The 16072-nt window shown below is 68.3% G+C and carries 12 protein-coding genes; 6 read left to right on the top strand and 6 right to left on the bottom strand.

Annotated elements, in window-relative coordinates:
• Positions 1–93: 93 nt before the first annotated feature.
• Both galE and galT read right to left on the bottom strand, forming a co-directional pair.
• Positions 94–1098, bottom strand: a complete 1005-nt coding sequence (gene galE, locus ACIOGX_RS18845; protein WP_383961298.1) for a UDP-glucose 4-epimerase GalE — start codon at positions 1096–1098, stop codon at positions 94–96.
• Complete coding sequence (galT, locus tag ACIOGX_RS18850) at positions 1095–2138, bottom strand: galactose-1-phosphate uridylyltransferase (protein ID WP_401914464.1); 1044 nt, start codon at positions 2136–2138, stop codon at positions 1095–1097. The genes galE and galT overlap by 4 nt, the downstream gene beginning before the upstream one ends.
• Before the next feature lie 248 nt (positions 2139–2386).
• Between galT and ACIOGX_RS18855 the strand changes: the two genes are divergently transcribed.
• A complete protein-coding gene (locus ACIOGX_RS18855) occupies positions 2387–4057 on the top strand; it encodes a sodium:solute symporter family protein (protein WP_356512603.1) in 1671 nt (556 codons plus the stop codon).
• A gap of 46 nt (positions 4058–4103) precedes the next feature.
• On the top strand, positions 4104–4424 hold the full coding sequence (locus ACIOGX_RS18860) for a hypothetical protein (RefSeq protein ID WP_401914467.1): 321 nt from the start codon (positions 4104–4106) through the stop codon (positions 4422–4424).
• A 22-nt stretch (positions 4425–4446) separates the two neighbouring features.
• Here ACIOGX_RS18860 and ACIOGX_RS18865 read toward each other — a convergent pair whose 3' ends face one another.
• The 4 genes from ACIOGX_RS18865 to ACIOGX_RS18880 all read right to left on the bottom strand — a co-directional run bounded on the left by ACIOGX_RS18865 (position 4447) and on the right by ACIOGX_RS18880 (position 11467).
• Positions 4447–5166, bottom strand: a complete 720-nt coding sequence (locus tag ACIOGX_RS18865) for a response regulator transcription factor (protein WP_401914470.1) — start codon at positions 5164–5166, stop codon at positions 4447–4449.
• 232 nt (positions 5167–5398) lie between these two features.
• Positions 5399–7312 carry a PQQ-binding-like beta-propeller repeat protein gene (locus tag ACIOGX_RS18870; RefSeq protein WP_401914472.1) on the bottom strand — a complete coding sequence of 638 codons (1914 nt, stop codon included), beginning with the start codon at positions 7310–7312 and terminating at the stop codon, positions 5399–5401.
• Positions 7313–7496: 184 nt separating this feature from the next.
• The gene (locus ACIOGX_RS18875) at positions 7497–9374 is read right to left on the bottom strand and encodes a PQQ-binding-like beta-propeller repeat protein (protein WP_401914475.1); all 1878 of its coding nucleotides are present in this window, start codon (positions 9372–9374) and stop codon (positions 7497–7499) included.
• 239 nt (positions 9375–9613) lie between these two features.
• Positions 9614–11467 (bottom strand): ABC-F family ATP-binding cassette domain-containing protein, encoded by a 1854-nt coding sequence (locus ACIOGX_RS18880; RefSeq protein ID WP_401914478.1) that lies wholly within the window; start codon positions 11465–11467, stop codon positions 9614–9616.
• Positions 11468–11747: 280 nt separating this feature from the next.
• Here ACIOGX_RS18880 and ACIOGX_RS18885 point away from each other — a divergent pair, with 280 nt between their 5' ends.
• The 4 genes from ACIOGX_RS18885 (at position 11748) to ACIOGX_RS18900 (ending at position 16064) form a co-directional block, all read left to right on the top strand.
• Positions 11748–11948 (top strand): hypothetical protein, encoded by a 201-nt coding sequence (locus tag ACIOGX_RS18885; RefSeq protein ID WP_401914481.1) that lies wholly within the window; start codon positions 11748–11750, stop codon positions 11946–11948.
• A 9-nt stretch (positions 11949–11957) separates the two neighbouring features.
• Positions 11958–13583 (top strand): alpha/beta hydrolase, encoded by a 1626-nt coding sequence (locus tag ACIOGX_RS18890; protein WP_401914484.1) that lies wholly within the window; start codon positions 11958–11960, stop codon positions 13581–13583.
• 79 nt (positions 13584–13662) lie between these two features.
• Positions 13663–14145 (top strand): hypothetical protein, encoded by a 483-nt coding sequence (locus ACIOGX_RS18895; RefSeq protein ID WP_401914487.1) that lies wholly within the window; start codon positions 13663–13665, stop codon positions 14143–14145.
• Positions 14146–14456: 311 nt separating this feature from the next.
• Positions 14457–16064, top strand: a complete 1608-nt coding sequence (locus tag ACIOGX_RS18900) for a hypothetical protein (RefSeq protein WP_401914489.1) — start codon at positions 14457–14459, stop codon at positions 16062–16064.
• Positions 16065–16072: the final 8 nt, after the last annotated feature.

Genomic DNA, 16072 nt, shown 5'->3' on the forward strand with positions numbered 1-16072 from the left:
CGCCCGTGCCACGGGCGTCCGTAACACGGACGCCCTCGTCCCCGATACCCGTGTCACCGACGACCGTGCCGTCGACGCCCGTACCGCTGCGGCTCACCCTTGGTTCTCCTTCCGGCGTGCGAACGCCCACGCGTCCGCGACGATCCCCGCCAGATCGGCGCGGCTCGGGGTCCAGCCGAGGCGGTCGCGGGCCGCTTCGGCGGAGGCGACCAGGACGGCGGGGTCGCCGCCCCGGCGCGGGGCCACGACCTCGGGGACGGGGTGACCGGTGACCGCGCGTACGGTCTCGATGACCTCGCGGACCGAGAAGCCCGCGCCGTTGCCGAGGTTGCAGATCAGATGCTCGCCGGCGGTGGCCGCGGCCAGCGCGCGCAGATGGGCCTCGGCGAGATCCGCGACATGGATGTAGTCGCGTACGCAGGTGCCGTCCGGCGTCGGGTAGTCCTCGCCGAACACCGAGATCGCCTCCCGCCTGCCGAGGGCGACCTGGAGGACCAGCGGGATGAGATGCGACTCGGGATCGTGCCGCTCGCCGCAACTGCCGTACGCCCCGGCCACGTTGAAGTACCGCAGCGAGACCGCCGCGAGGCCGTGCGCCGCGCACTCGCCGCTGATCATGTGGTCGACGGCCAGCTTCGTGGCGCCGTACGGGCTGGTGGGCGCCGTCGGGTCGCTCTCCGTGATGGGGCTGGAGACCGGCTCCCCGTATGTCGCGGCGGTGGACGAGAAGACGAGCGTGCGCACCCCGGCCGCGCGCATCGCGGCGAGCAGCGCCATCGAGCCGCCGACGTTGTTGTCCCAGTACTTCTCGGGCTTGGCGACGGACTCGCCGACCTGCGAGGACGCCGCGAAGTGCAGCACCGCGTCGTACGAGGGGTCGAGCCACTTCGCCGCGTCCTGGATCCGGCCCTCGATGAAGTCGGCCCCCGCCGGGACGCCCTCGCGGAATCCGGTGGAGAGGTCGTCCAGCACGGTCACCTCGTGACCGGCCTCCAGCAGATGTGCCGCGACCACGCCGCCGACATAGCCCGCACCGCCCGTGACGAAGTACTTCCGGGGTACGGGGGTCGTCTCCGGGGAAGACACAGTCTTGCTCACTCGCTCGCTACCTCTCGCAGTCGCTCGGCCGCGGCCTCCGGCGGCACGTCGTTGATGAACACACTCATGCCGGATTCGGAACCCGCGAGGAATTTCAGCTTGCCGGAAGTGCGGCGGATGGTGAAAAGCTCAAGGTGAAGCGCGAAGTCGTGCCGCCCCTCGGCCCGGAAGGGCGCCTGGTGCCAGGCCGAGATGTACGGCGTCGGCGGTTCACCTTCGCCGAAGATCCGGTCGAAGCGCCTCAAGAGTTCCAGATATATCTGTGGGAACTCCGTGCGCGCCCCGTCGTCGAGCCCCCGCAGGTCGGGGGTCCGCCGGACGGGGTAGAGGTGCACCTCGTACGGCCAGTGCGCCGCGTAGGGGACGAACGCCACCCAGTGCCGGCCTTCGAGCACCACCCGGCCGCCCTCGGTCCGCTCGCGCGCGACGAGGTCGTCGAAGAGGTTGCGGCCGGTCGCGGCGCGGTGCTCCCGTACGGAGCGGAGCATCAGCGCGGTGCGCGGGGTGACGAAGGGGTACGCGTAGATCTGCCCGTGCGGATGGCCGAGTGTCACGCCGATCTCGGCGCCGCGGTTCTCGAACGGGAACACCTGCTCGACCTGGTCCAGTTCGGCCAGTTCTGCGGTGCGGTCGGTCCAGGCCTCCAGCACCAGACCGGCCTGCTCCTCGGTGAGGTCCGCGAACGAGGAGTCGTGGTCGGAGGTGAAGCAGACGACCTCGCAGCGTCCCGAGTCCCCGGCGAGGGAGGGGAAGCGGTTCTCGAAGACGGCGACGTCGTAGTCCGGCTCCGGGATCTCGCTGAGCCGGCCGTCCCGCGAGGGGCAGAGCGGGCATTCGTCGGCGGGCGGGTGGTACGTACGGGCCTGGCGGTGCGAGGCGATGGCGACCGCGTCACCGAGCAGCGCGTCCCGGCGGATCTCCGAGGTGGTGGAGATGGGGCCGAGGGGCCTGCGGTCGGGGGCGTCGCGCACGGTGTCGTCCCGCAGGTCGTAATAGACCAGCTCACGGCCGTCGGCGAGCCTCGTCACCGTCTTCTTCATCGGTTGCCTCCACGGCCCGCACCTACACACCACTCATCAACAGAATCGCACATAACAAATCACAAGTAAACAGATGCGTCAACGGCGACAGGGTGGGCACACGAGATCACGCGCGGCGAGGTGCGTCCGACACCTCGAACGTCTCGATCAAGATTAAACAAAGAAAATCAACAGAAGTGTTCATTTTCTGAACACAGGAGCGTAGGTTCCGGCGGAGTCATCTTCTTGCGACGAAGCGAGTACCCCCCATGCGATACCTGGCCGAAGGGCTCCGGCTCCCCACCAACGGGCTCGACTACACCATCCTGGCGATCTACTTCATAGTCGTCCTCGGCATCGGCTTCGCCGCCCGTGCCAGCGTGAAGACCAGCCTGGACTTCTTCCTCTCCGGGCGCTCCCTGCCCGCCTGGGTGACGGGCCTCGCGTTCGTCGCCGCCAACCTCGGCGCCACCGAGATCCTGGGCATGGCGGCCAACGGCGCGCAGTACGGCGTCTACACCGTGCACTGGTACTGGATCGGCGCCATCCCTGCCATGGTCTTCCTCGGCCTGGTGATGATGCCGTTCTACTACGGGTCGAAGGTGCGCTCCGTACCGGAGTTCCTGCTGCACCGCTTCGGACCCTCCTCCCATCTGCTCTCGTCGATCATCTTCGCGGTGTCGTCCGTGCTGATCGCGGGCGTCAACCTCTACGCGATGGCGATCGTGCTGGAGGCGCTGCTCGGCTGGCCCGAGTGGGTCGCGATCGTCGTCGCCGGTTTCTTCGTCCTCGCCTACATCACCATCGGCGGGCTCTCCTCGGCGATCTACAACGAGGTGCTCCAGTTCTTCGTCATCCTCGCCGCGCTGATCCCGCTGACCATCGTCGGTCTCAAGCGGGTCGGCGGCTGGGACGGGCTGACCGACTCCCTCACCAGCTCACACGGCGGCGCCTTCCTGAGCGCCTGGGAGGGCACCGGCGTCGGCTCGCCCAACCCGCTCGGCGCGAACTGGCTGACCATCGTCCTCGGCCTCGGCTTCGTGATGAGCTTCGGGTACTGGACCACCAACTTCGCCGAGGTGCAGCGCGCGCTGTCCGCGAAGAACCTCTCAGCGGCCAAGCGCACCCCGCTGATCGCGGCGTTCCCCAAGATCCTCATACCGATGGTCGTGATCATCCCCGGTCTGATCGCGCTGATCATGGAACCGACGCTGGGCAAGGCGGGCAGCGGCCTCCAGTACAACGACGCGATCCCGGTCCTCATGCGCGATCTGCTGCCGAACGGTGTGCTGGGCATCGCCGTGACCGGTCTGCTCGCCGCGTTCATGGCCGGTATGGCCGCCAACGTCTCGTCGTTCAACACCGTCTTCACGAACGACATCTGGGGCGCGTACCTCAAGAAGGACCGGGAGGACGCCTACTACCTGAAGACCGGACGGGTCGTCACGGCGGTCGGTGTGCTGATCGGCATGGGCACGGCGTTCATCGCCTCCAGCTTCAGCAACATCATGAACTACCTCCAGACGCTGTTCTCCTTCTTCAACGTCCCGCTGTTCGTGGTCTTCATCATCGGCATGTTCTGGAAGCGGACCACCCCGGCCGCCGGTTTCTGGGGGCTGCTCTCCGGCACGGTCGCCGCGATGGTCAACTACTTCTGGCTCTACAAGGGCGGGATCGTCGACATCCCGAGCGACCAGGGCGCGAACTTCGTCTCCTCCATCGTCGCGTTCGTCGTCGGCGCCGTGGTGATGGTCGTCGTCTCGTACGTGACGAGGCCGAAGCCGGCCGAGAAGCTCGCGGGGCTGGTGTACGGCACACGCTCGCCCGACATGGACGAGCTGCCGGCCGAGGGCGACGACGCCTGGTACCGCAGGCCGGCCCTGCTGGGCTGGGGCGCGATCATCCTCGCGGCCATCTGCTACGTGCCGTTCTCCTTCTGACGTTCTGACGCCCAGGCGCTGACGGCGCCGAGAGGAACACATCACCATGAGCGACTACCGCAACGACGTCGAGGAACTGGAGGCCAAGTCCGCCACCGCGGCACGGCTCTTCGACATCCGCCGCATCATCGGCGGGCTCTTCGTGGTCTACGGGATCATCGTGACCATCGCCGGGATCACCGCGTCCGACGCCGATCTGAAGAAGGCGCAGGACATCAACATCAATCTGTGGACAGGGCTCGGGATGCTGGCCCTGGGGCTCTTCTTCCTCATATGGCTGAAGCTGCGCCCCACGGCGCCGCCCACGCCGCCCGCTCCGCCCGCCTCGCCCAACTCACCCAACTCGTCCGCCTCGCCCGCCGAGTAACGGCCGTCACGGGGGCCGGACCTCACCCACGACGCGTGCGGTGGTCCGGCCCCTTGACCATGTCCGCGGACCCTCCGGGCCGCGCGGCCCGGTCCAGCAGCCCCGTACGCGCCGCCAGCGCCGCGGCCTCCAGCCGGGAGCCCACCCCCAGCTTCATCAGCACCCGCTGCACATGCGTCCTGGCCGTGCTCGGCGCGATGCCCATCCCGGCGGCGATCAGCCGGGTGTCCTCGCCCTCCGCGACCCGTATCAGCACCTCCACCTCGCGCGGGGTGAGCATCCGCAGCAGCCGCTGGCCCTCGTCGTCCGGCTGGACCACCGGATTGAGCAGTTCGGTGAACGCGCCCTGGAGCAGCTGGGGCGCCACCGCGGCCTCCCCGGCACGGGCCTTGACCATGGCCCGCTCCACGCCCTCGATGCGCTCGTCGTGCCGTACGTAACCGGAGGCGCCGGCCGCGAAGGCCGCGGCGATCCCGCGCGGACTGGGCACCGGTCCGAGCACCACCACCGCCACCTGCGGGCGCTCCCGCTTGATCCGTACGATCGGGTCGAACGTCCCCGGCTCCGCGGGCGCCGCCGTGCCCAGCAGGCATACCTCGGGCGCCCTGCTCACCACCAGCTCGGCGACGCCCGCCGTGGGCGCCGCCGCCGCGAGCACCCGGTGCCCGCGGAGTTTCAGCGCCGAGGCGAGCGCCTCGGCGAGCAGTCTGTGATCGTCGACCACCATGATCCGCACACCCATGAGCAACCCTCCCCCCGTCCCCCGGTACCTGCCCGGCCCCCCGGCCCCCGGCCTCTAGACCCGGCAAGCTACACGCTTGTTCGACATCGCGCGCCCCCTACCGGTCAGAAGCCCCTCGGATTGCCGAATTCCCGGCCATTCGGGACTACTGACCGGCCGGAGCGGCTACGAAAGGGGCCCCGGCCCGTGGTGTCACCCACGGGCCGGGGCCCGAATTTCCTTGCCCTCAGGGCTACTTGGTCGTGAAGGACACCGCGAGATACGACTTCTCGTCCAGCGACGAATTCGACGGCTCGCTCAGCGTGGTGTCGGACATGAAGAACCGGCCGTCCTGGTATAGCAGTTCCGCGTAGTCCGGCAGGAAGCTGGTCTCCGCGTCACGCACGGTCTCGCCGGCCGGGTTCTCCAGCAGCACCGTCTGCTTGAACGTGCCGCCGTCGATGGAGACGATCTGGCCGCCCTTGTCGTACGGAGGCCGCTTGTACGCGATGATGTTGCCGCCGTCCATGCGCAGCGGCACCATCGTGTAGCGGTCGCCCGCGTCGGCGCGGTCCGAGGTGCCCTTGCCGGTGGCGAGGTCGAACGAGACGATCTCGTTGGTGTCGCCGTACTCCCCGCCGCCCTCGTGCTCCTCGGTCGGCAGATAGAGCCGGCCGTTGCCCACCGCCAGCATCTGGCAGGACTCGACCTCGGTGGAGCGGCACTTCGCCGCGTACTTGTCGGCGTCCGCCGGGATCTTGGCGATCAGCTTGCCGGTCTTCGCGTCGATCGAGAAGAAGTCCGAGATCCCGCTGCCGTCCCCGGCCGTGTCGCCGACGTCGGCGGCCACGACCAGCGGATCGGTCGAGATGACACTCGCGTACTCGACACCGGTCGGCATCTGGAAGGTGGAGATCGGGGCGCCGGTCAGGGGGTTCAGGTTCTGGATGGAGACCTGCGGGTCGTCGTACGAACCGCACTTGCGGGCCGCCACGAGCCCCGCGCCGCCGCCGTACCCCATGTCGTAGCAGCCCTCGGCGCTGACCTCGGGCTTCCACCGGATCGAGCCGTCGGCCAGATCGAAGGCCGCCCCGCCGTCGGTGCCGCCGGCCGCGATGGTGTTCCCGCTGAGGGTGACCTCGCTGAACCGGACCTTCTCGTCACCCACGTTGGAGCCCTTGACGGACTTGGACCAGAGCAGCTTTCCGGCCGTCAGGTCGATCGCGCCGATCTCCGTGCACTGCTGGTAGTTCTTGTCGGCCGTGGTCTTGGCCGCGGCGAAGGCGACCGCCGTCTTGTTGTCCCCGGTGGCGTGCGGCGACGCCGCGCAGACCTGGCCCGGGAGCGGGATCGACCACAGCTTGGTGCCCTTGTCCAGGTCGTAGCCGACGATCTCGTTGATGCCGGTCTTCACGTACGCGGTGTCGGTCATCCAGGAGCCGGTGACGGTGGTGACGTCGGTGACCTTGGGCGTCGGCAGCTGGAAGGCCATCTTGGACCTGGTGTTGCCCGGCGCCTTCTCCTTGCCCGCGCCGTCGGCGGCCTTCCCGCCGCCGGTGCCGCCCGTACCGCCCTCGGAGGAGCCGGACGAGCCGCCCTTGGCGTCGTCGGTCTTCCCGCTGTCGCCACCGGAGGAGGCGAACAGGATGCCGCCGCCGATGATCAGTACGACGGCGACGGACGCGGCGATGATGATCTGCATCTGGCGGGTCAGCTTCTTGCCGCCACCGCCGCCGGCGCCTCCCTGCGGGGGCTGCGGATACGGGTACTGCTGCTGGGCCCCCGGCTGCATGGGCTGGGTCGGGTAACCGTACGGGGACGGCTGGCCGGGCTGGCCCGGCTGGCCCGGGTATCCGTACGCGGGCGGCTGGTTCGGGTATCCGTATCCCGGCTGCTGGTTCGGGTACCCGTACCCCGGCTGCTGGCCGGGCGGTGTCTGCGGCGGCTGGGCCGGGGGGCCCTGCGGCGGCGTCTGCGGATAGCCGTACGGAGGGTTCTGCGGGGGCGGCGTCGGAGCACCGAACCCACCGGGCGGCGGGTCCTGTGGAGCACCGAACCCGTCGGCGGGGGGCTCCTGCGGGGCTCCGAACCCACCGGCCGGGGGCTCCTGCGGGGCTCCGAACCCTCCCTGCGGGGGCTCGTTGGGTGGCTGGGGCGGCTGCGTCATGACGTGCGTACCTCGGGAAAGTCGTCGGGGACGAAGAGAGCGGAGAGGACGGAGGGAACCGGGAGGACGGGGAGGACGAGGGGGGCAGCGAGGCCGGGGCGGCCCGGGAGGCCCGGGATGCCTGAGAGGCGCGGGATGCCTGGCAGCCCTGGGAAGCCCGGGAGGCCCGGGAGGCCCGGGAGCGTCATTTCCCGAAGGCCATCATCGTCTTCGTCTTCAGTTCCTCTTCGTCGTTGCTCGCGCTGACCCGGCCGCTCATCACATAGAAACGACCGTCCACATAGGCGTACTTCGGCGAGTAGAAGGAGTTCTCGATCTCCGCCGTGGACGCCGGGTGCTGCAACAGCGTGGTCGGGGCGCCACCGGTCGGGGCCACGGTCGCGACCGCGCCGCCCGTGTCGTACGTGGCGTCCAGATAGACCAGGACCTTCCCGCCCTCCATGCGCAGCGGCGTCATCGTGCGGCCCTCGGGCGCCTTGGCGCGCCATGTGGACTTTCCGGTGTCCAGGCTGAAGGCGACGATCTCGTTGGTACGGGAGGTGCCGCTGCTGTCGGGCGCGGTCGCCATGTAGAAGGTGTTCGCGTCGGCGGCGACACCGACACAGCCCTCCAGGTTCTGGCCGAAGACGATGAAGCCGCCACCGCAGTTCGGTGCGAACTTGTCCGTGCCGCCCTGGATCTGCGAGCGCAGGGTGCCGTTCGCGTTGAGCGCGACGACGCTCCAGGTGTCCTTCTCGTCGTTCTTCAGGGAGACGACCAGCGGGTTGATCGAGTAGACCTTGTCGGTGTCCCAGTCGGCGGCCAGCTTGTAGGTCCACTTGGCCCGGCCGGTCGTCGGGTCCAGCTCCTGGATCTGTTTCGCGCCGGAGTTGCAGTTCTCGGCGGCGATCATCTTGGGGCCGCCCGTGAGCGCGTACGGCTGGCAGTCACCGGGGAGCTTGCCGAAGAGTTCCTTGCCGTCGCTCACCCGGAACGCGTTGACGGCGCCGGTGCGGGCGGCGGTCACCGTGTCGCCGCTGATCGCCAGGGTGATGTCGGAGAGCAGGTCGAAGGCGCCCGTCTCGGGTATCTCCTTCTTCCAGCCGGCCTTGCCGGTCGTCAGATCGATCAGCTGGAGCTGGTTGCAGTCGGCCTTCTCCGTGGTGCCGTTCTTGACCCCGATGACCAGCTTGCCGTCGGCCGTGGACGCGACGGGCGCCGCGCAGATCTCGGCGGGCAGCGACAGCGTCCACTTCTTCTTGCCGTCGGCGGCGGAATACCCCACGACCTGCCGGTACATGGCCTTGACGACGGTGTCGCCGGCGAACCACGGGCCTTCCACATCCGCTCCGTTGCGCGGCAGGTCCACGTCGTTCGTCTGGAGCCACTCGATCTTGGCCTCGCCGTCCTTGCGCCCGGCGTTGAGGTCGTCCGCGGCCTCGCGGCCCGTGCCGCTGCCGTCGCCCTGGTCGACGCTCGGCGAACCGCTCGGCGCGGCGTCGCCGCTCTTGCTGACGTCCGGCCGGTCGGCGCTGTCGTCACCGCCGACGGCGAACCAGATCCCGCCGCCGATGACCAGCGCTCCCGCGACGGCCGCCGCGACGATCATGCCGGGCTTGCCCTTGAAGGGGTTCTTGCCGCCACCGCCGCCACCGCCGGGCGCGGTGGGCGGGCCGGGGAACTGCTGGGGCGGATAGCCGCCGCCGTAGGGGCCGGGTTGCTGACCGTAAGGACCGGGCTGCTGACCGTAGGGGCCGGGCTGGTTGTACGGGCCGGGCTGCTGCTGACCGTACGGCCCCGGCTGGTTGTACGGGCCGGGCTGCTGCTGACCGTACGGTCCGGGCTGGCCGTACGGTCCGGGCTGAGGCTGCCCCTCCCCGGCCGGTCCCGCCTGCGGATAGCCGTAACCGGGCTGTGCGGCCGGCGGACCCGGCGGCGTCTGCGGCGGCGGTGGCATCTGCGGCGGCTGCGCGGGCGGCGGCGGACTCTGCGGTCCCCCCTGTCCCGGCGGGCCGCCGTGCGGCTGGTCCTGCGGAGCTCCGAAGCCGCCCTGCGGCGGTTGCTGACTGGGCGGTTGGCTCATCAGCGCTTTCCCCCTGTTAGTTCGGTCCGCTACCCGGTCGGACTCCCCCGCGATTCCGGTGGCTGATAATCACCGGCCACCGGAATGGAGCGAATCGGGCGCGGTTTCCGCATCGTCATATCAGTCGAGCGGCGCTTCTTTCTATCACCCGGACATCCGTACGGGACGGGCCGGTCCGCCCCTGTTCCCAAGGGAGGACCGGCCCGTGATGTGCCCGTTACGCGCTCTGCACAGCGTCTCTACGCGTCCTCCGCGAGCTCCAGCCAGCGCATTTCCAACTCGTCGCGCTCACTCACCAGTTCGCGCAGCTCCGCATCCAATTTGGCCACTTTCTCGAAGTCTGTGGCGTGGTCGGCGATCTGCTGGTGGAGGGTCGTCTCACGGCTGGACATCTTGTCCAACTGCCGCTCGATCTTCTGAAGTTCCTTCTTCGCCGCACGGCCGTCCTTGGCCGATACCGCCCCGGTACCGGCAGCCGTACCGGCGCCCGCTCCCGTCCCCGTACCCGCTGACCGCACCTCGGCGGGGGCCTGCGCGGCGGCCGGAACCCCGGACGCGTGCAGCTGGCGGCGGCGTTCCAGATACTCGTCGATCCCGCGCGGCAGCATCCGCAGCTTCGCGTCACCGAGCAGCGCCATCACCTTGTCGGTGGTCCGCTCGATGAAGAACCGGTCGTGCGAGATGACGACCATCGAGCCCGGCCAGCCGTCGAGCAGGTCCTCCAGCTGGTTGAGCGTCTCGATGTCGAGGTCGTTGGTGGGCTCGTCGAGGAAGAGGACGTTCGGCTCGTCCATCAGCAGCCGCAGCAGCTGAAGGCGGCGCCGCTCACCGCCGGAGAGATCGCCGACCGGCGTCCACTGCTTCTCCTTGGTGAAGCCGAACTGCTCGCACAGCTGGCCCGCCGTCATCTCCCGCCCCTTGCCGAGGTCGACACGGTCCCGTACCTGCTGCACGGCTTCGAGGACCCGCAGCGACGGCTTGAGTTCGGTGACCTCCTGCGACAGATACGCCAGCTTGACGGTCCTGCCGACCACGACCTTCCCCGCGGCGGGCTGGACATCGCCCTGCGAACGGGCGGCCTCGGCGAGGGCCCGCAGCAGCGAGGTCTTGCCCGCGCCGTTCACCCCGACCAGCCCGATCCGGTCGCCCGGTCCGAGCTGCCAGGTGAGATGGGTGAGCAGCACCTTGGGGCCGGCCTGGACGGTCACTTCCTCCATGTCGAAGACGGTCTTGCCGAGCCGGGCATTGGCGAACTTCATCAGCTCGGAGGTGTCACGGGGCGGCGGTACGTCCGCGATCAGCTCATTGGCCGCCTCGACCCGGAAGCGCGGCTTCGACGTACGCGCGGGAGCCCCGCGCCGCAGCCAGGCCAGCTCCTTGCGGACCAGGTTCTGGCGCTTGGCCTCCTCGGTCGCCGCGATGCGCTCGCGCTCGGCGCGCGCGAAGACATAGTCGGAGTAGCCGCCCTCGTACTCGTGCACCGCACCGCGCTGGACGTCCCACATCCGCGTACAGACCTGGTCGAGGAACCACCGGTCGTGCGTCACGCACACGAGCGCGGACCGCCGCGCCCGCAGATGCTCGGCCAGCCAGGCGATGCCCTCGACGTCGAGGTGGTTGGTGGGCTCGTCCAGCACGATCAGCTCGGGCTCGCCGATCAGCAGCTTCGCGAGCGCGATCCGCCGCCGCTCACCACCGGAGAGCGGCGCGATGACGGTATCGAGCCCCTGCGGGAACCCGGGCAGATCGAGCCCGCCGAAGAGCCCGGTGAGCACATCACGGATCTTGGCGTTCCCGGCCCACTCGTGATCGGCGAGATCACCGATGACCTCGTGCCGGACCGTGGCGGCGGGATCGAGCGAATCATGCTGCGTCAACACCCCGAGCCGCAGCCCGCCACTGTGCGTGACCCGCCCGGTATCGGCCTCCTCCAGCTTGCTGAGCAGCCGGATGAGGGTCGTCTTACCGTCGCCGTTCCGCCCGACGACGCCGATCCGGTCTCCCTCGGAGACGCCGAGAGAGACACCGTCGAGCAGCGCACGGGTGCCGTACACCTTGGTGACTGCCTCGACATTGACCAGATTGACGGCCATTTCACTCCTGTACGGGGGGACGGATCGACATCCCAGGGTAATCGCCCGGAGTGGCGTGGCGAGCGGCGGTGGACGACCAGTCGACCCGCCGGTATCCGGCCACTGTTTGCTCGGGGAAACAGCCCACCTCAATAAGATCAGCCGAGGGAGCACTCAACGGCAGAGACAGGGGGAGGAAAGAATGGCAGGGGATCTCAATATCTCCGCGGGCGAGCTGAGGGCTTCGGCCGGGGCCGCGGACAGTCTGGTAGCGGATCTGCGCCCGTCAGTGAGGAAGGCCATGGACGACCTGACCGCCGCGTCGGCCTCCTTCCGCGACTGGTCGGCCGGGGCCCGGATGGGTGGGACCGCCGACGGGTGGGGGACCGCACTCGGCACGCTGTGCGACAACCTGTCGCGGCATGCACAGGGTATGCGGTTGCTGGCGAACGGCCGCGACATCATGGAGCAGGATGTTCTCGACAGCTTCACGGGCTGGTGAGACGGCGACGTGCCCGAAAACTTCACGCAACTGTTCAAGCAGAGCTTCTCCGATCTCGACTCCGCCGTGTCCTCCTGGAAGAAGCTCACCGAGGCACTGGGGAAGACGCAGACCGGCAGCGGCAAGCGGGTGACTGGCCCACTCCACAAGGCGGGCTGGAGCGGAGTCAGCGCCACCTATGGCTTCGAAGCGATGGAGGCCACGGAGAGCAAGCTTGGCACGGCTCAGCTCGATGCCCAGCTGATCACCACCACCCTGGACACCCTCCATACCAAAATGCAGGCGGCCCAACGCAAGCTGCGCAACGCGGTGGCCGACGCGGAAGCAGCGGGCCACCGGGTCCGGGAAGACGGATGGGTGGAGCCAAAGCAAGCGGTGGATCCCAAGTACCACAACGACCCGGACTACGAGGGCCTCCAGAAGCAGGCGAACACGGGACTCGGCGGATTCCGTGCCCGTATCGACGAAGCCCTCACCGACGCCGAGACCGCCAGCTACCAGGCGGCCGAAATCCTGTACCAGATCGACCCGTTCGACCTCGACAAACGGTACGGCGCCGCCAATGCCCAAGAGGACGCCGCACGGGTCGCCGAGTTCGCCGGGATCAGTGCGAAGGACATCCCGGACGGGAAGGACTCGCGGCGTACGGCGGACTGGTGGGCCGGTCTGGACGCGGAGAAGCAACACTTCTATCTCGCAGCGTTTCCCGGCCAACTGGGCACGCTGGACGGTCTGCCCGCCACCACGCGGGACCATGCCAATCGCACACTGCTGGACATGCGCCTCAACGACTACGCGCAGCGGGAGAACGGCCTGGGCTACCACGACCGCTCCAGCTACCAGTCTCTGAGCGCCTTGAAGGACCGCCTGGACAAGATGGACACCGCCCCCTCGTCCAAGCAGTTGTATCTGCTCGGCTTCAGCACCGAGAAGGACGGGCGGGCGATCGTCGCTGTCGGAAATCCTGACACGGCCAAGCACACGGCGGTGCAGGTGCCGGGCACGAGCAACCAACTGGACAATGTGGGCAGCCAGATCGACCGCGTCGAGAAGTTGCAGGACGCCGCCGCGGGCTGGAACGGAGCAAAGGGGCCCGCGGACATCTCCGTCATTTCCTGGCTGGACTACAACGCACCCGAGGCCAACTTCACGCCCACGGATCCGGAACTCAATCTGGCGATCGCCACTGATGGACGGGCAAAAGACGGAGCGGAGGATCTTCGCGAGTTCACCCACGGACTCCGCGCCGCGCATGAGGGAGAGCGCGGCCATCTGACGGTCCTCGCCCACAGTTACGGCTCCACAACCGCCGGCGCAGCCGATGCGGGGGGCCGAGGGCTGGACGCGGACGACATGGTTGTCGTCGGCAGTCCTGGGCTGACGGTGGACCGAGCGGATCAACTCCATGTCGATCCCAAGCGTCTGTGGGTGGGCGCCGCCGACGACGACCAGGTATCCAATTTGACCTCCGATCTGACGCTCGGCGCCGACCCCAAAAAATCCGAGTTCGGTGCCCAGAGGATGTACGTGGACACCCAAGGCCACGGTGGCTACTGGAACGACGGGAGCCAGAGCTTGGAGAACATGGGAGCCATCATCACCGGGCAGCAGCCGGGTGCTGGGGCCAGTCCTTGATTTAAGGAGACGCAAGTTCATGCGCTCAACGCGCCGGAGCATCACCGTTCTGACTCTCGCCCTGCTACTGGGAGGCTGTATGTCCGACAACGGAGGCGACGCAGGCGACGACGTCAATGCCCCCCTGCCCCGGATGAGCAAGGAGAAGGCAGAGCAATGGGCCAAACACTGGACCGTGTCCATGGCCCGCACCGCGAAAGCCGAGATCGTACCCGAAACCGATCCCGATCTCCCCGCAGCGAAGTTCACCAACTGCATCGGCAAGAACAACGAATCCGCCGATGATGGTCGGTTCACGCTGCGTTACTCCGTACGCGCGAAGCTGCCACAGCCCCAGCACGCCGAAGCGGTCTCTGCGGTCAGGGATGCTCTCCAGAAACAAGGGTTGGAGATTCAGGACTTCCGCACCGATCCCAAGGTCAGCCCGCCCAATCTCCTGTATGCCAAGCATCCCGAGGACCATCAGTTCATCTCCGTCAGGGACAGCGACGAGGAGCACCTCGTACTCATCGTCAGCACCCCCTGCCTCCTCCCTCCCGGCGCCGAACAGAAGCAGTTCTGACGCGGCCAGGGCCACCCAGCTTCAGACGGGGAGCCCCGGCCCTCGCCCGGCTTTCCACGTCAGGAAGAGCGCGTCAAGGAACAAGAGGTGGTCCGGTCGCCCCGCAGGACCGGCACGGGATGATCACGGCCTTGCCCCGGCGCGATGACCGGAGAAGCCGGTTGCCGTGAGAGCCCGACCGTCCCTGCTCTCTTCACCGCCGCCCTGGGCCGACGAACCAGACACCCGATGAATCCATGCCTGTGGGCAGTTCAGGTGGCACTGTAAGCGTGCGGTGGCGACCGCACGCTCAACACCCCAGTCGGAAAAGGATGACCGGTGCGAACAACCAGGGCATGTGCACGTTCTCCAACCCCGCCGGAAGCTGCCCCTGGGGATCGCTGACCCAGCCCCTGGCGAACGTCTCGTTCACCGCCTCCAAGAACATCACGCTCACCGGCAACCGGTTCACCGGACTCGGCGGAGCCGGACTGGGCGTGATGTACGGAGCGGCCAACACCCTCATTCAGGGCAACGAGTTCACCGATATCGCCTCCACCGCGATCCTCCTCGGCTGCACCTACGACCCGCTGCCGACCAACCCGTCCGACGCCGCGGGGATCAAGCGGAACTGCACCCCCAACGGAGCGAACGAAACCGCCGCGATCGGCACCAACGAGATCCTGACCGGTACCACCGTGGCGGACAACGTCATCCATCACATCGGTACCGACTACTCCTCGGCCAGCGGCATCACCCTGCTGTTCTCGCAGCACACGACCATCACCCGGAACAACCTGTACGACCTGCCCTACACCGGCATCACAGCCGGAGTGATCCAGGGGCACGTCAATCAGGCGAGCACGCCGCAGAACACCACGAACATCAACAGCTCGAACACCATCAGCGACAACATCCTCCATGACTACCTGTCCGTCCGCAGCGACGGCGGTGCCGTCTACGTCGAGGGACACCAGGCGCGGTACGTGTACGAGGCGGACGGGACGACGATCGACCCGGTGCGGACTCTGGCCAAGGGCCTTCAGGTCAGCGGCAACATCGCCTACAACGGCCCCACGACCAACTTCACCTATTACAACGACGCCGGCTCGGAGTGGATCAACTGGCAGCGGAACGTGGCCTTCCGCGCCGGTGACAAAGCACACGGCGGCTGTAGCCCGACAGGTCACTTCTGGATCACCGGCAATTACTTCTCCGCCGGCATCCAGTCGTACCCGTGCGCCCAGCCGGTCGACACTCACGCGAGCGGGAACACGGCCATCCCGGCAACCCCCGGGCCGGCCGACCTTCCCCACGCCCTGCTGCGCGCCGCGGGCACGGGCTCCGGCTCCTTCACGCCGGTCCTCTCCGTCCCCGCGAGAATCTTCTACGTGTCGCCCACGGCGAACGCGACGGAGGTCCTCGTCGCCGGTGAGGGCTTCGGCCCGGCGACGCCGGTGTACATCGGCACCACCCCGGTCGCCGATGTGACCCACCTGTCCAGCGGCTTCATGATCGTCCCGATTCCGCCCGGCACCTCGGCCGGGCAGATCTCCGTCACCCCGCAGGTCCCCGGATCCATCCGGCTCAACGACGACGACGGCGCGATCACCTACAGCGGATTCGCGTACGCGGACGGCCGCTCGTACGGCGACCACCGGAACGATGTCCACTACGCGACGTCGAACGGGTCGACCGCGTCGCTCACCTTCACCGGTACCAGAGTCACGGTGCACGGCGAGCGGAACACCGACCAGGGAAACATCGGCATCAGCATCGACGGCGGACCGCAGCAGGTCGTCAGCACACTGCCGAGCGACGGCGTACGGCATGCGAACGTCGCGGTGTACACGTCCGGTCCGCTCTCCCCGGGCAGACACACCATCGTGGTGACCAAGCTGTCCGGTCAGTACAGCACCCTCGACGGATTCACCGTGTGACGGCGCGA

Origin of the sequence: Streptomyces sp. NPDC088147 (assembly GCF_044741565.1) — a bacterium.
Taxonomy (GTDB): Bacteria; Actinomycetota; Actinomycetes; order Streptomycetales; family Streptomycetaceae; genus Streptomyces.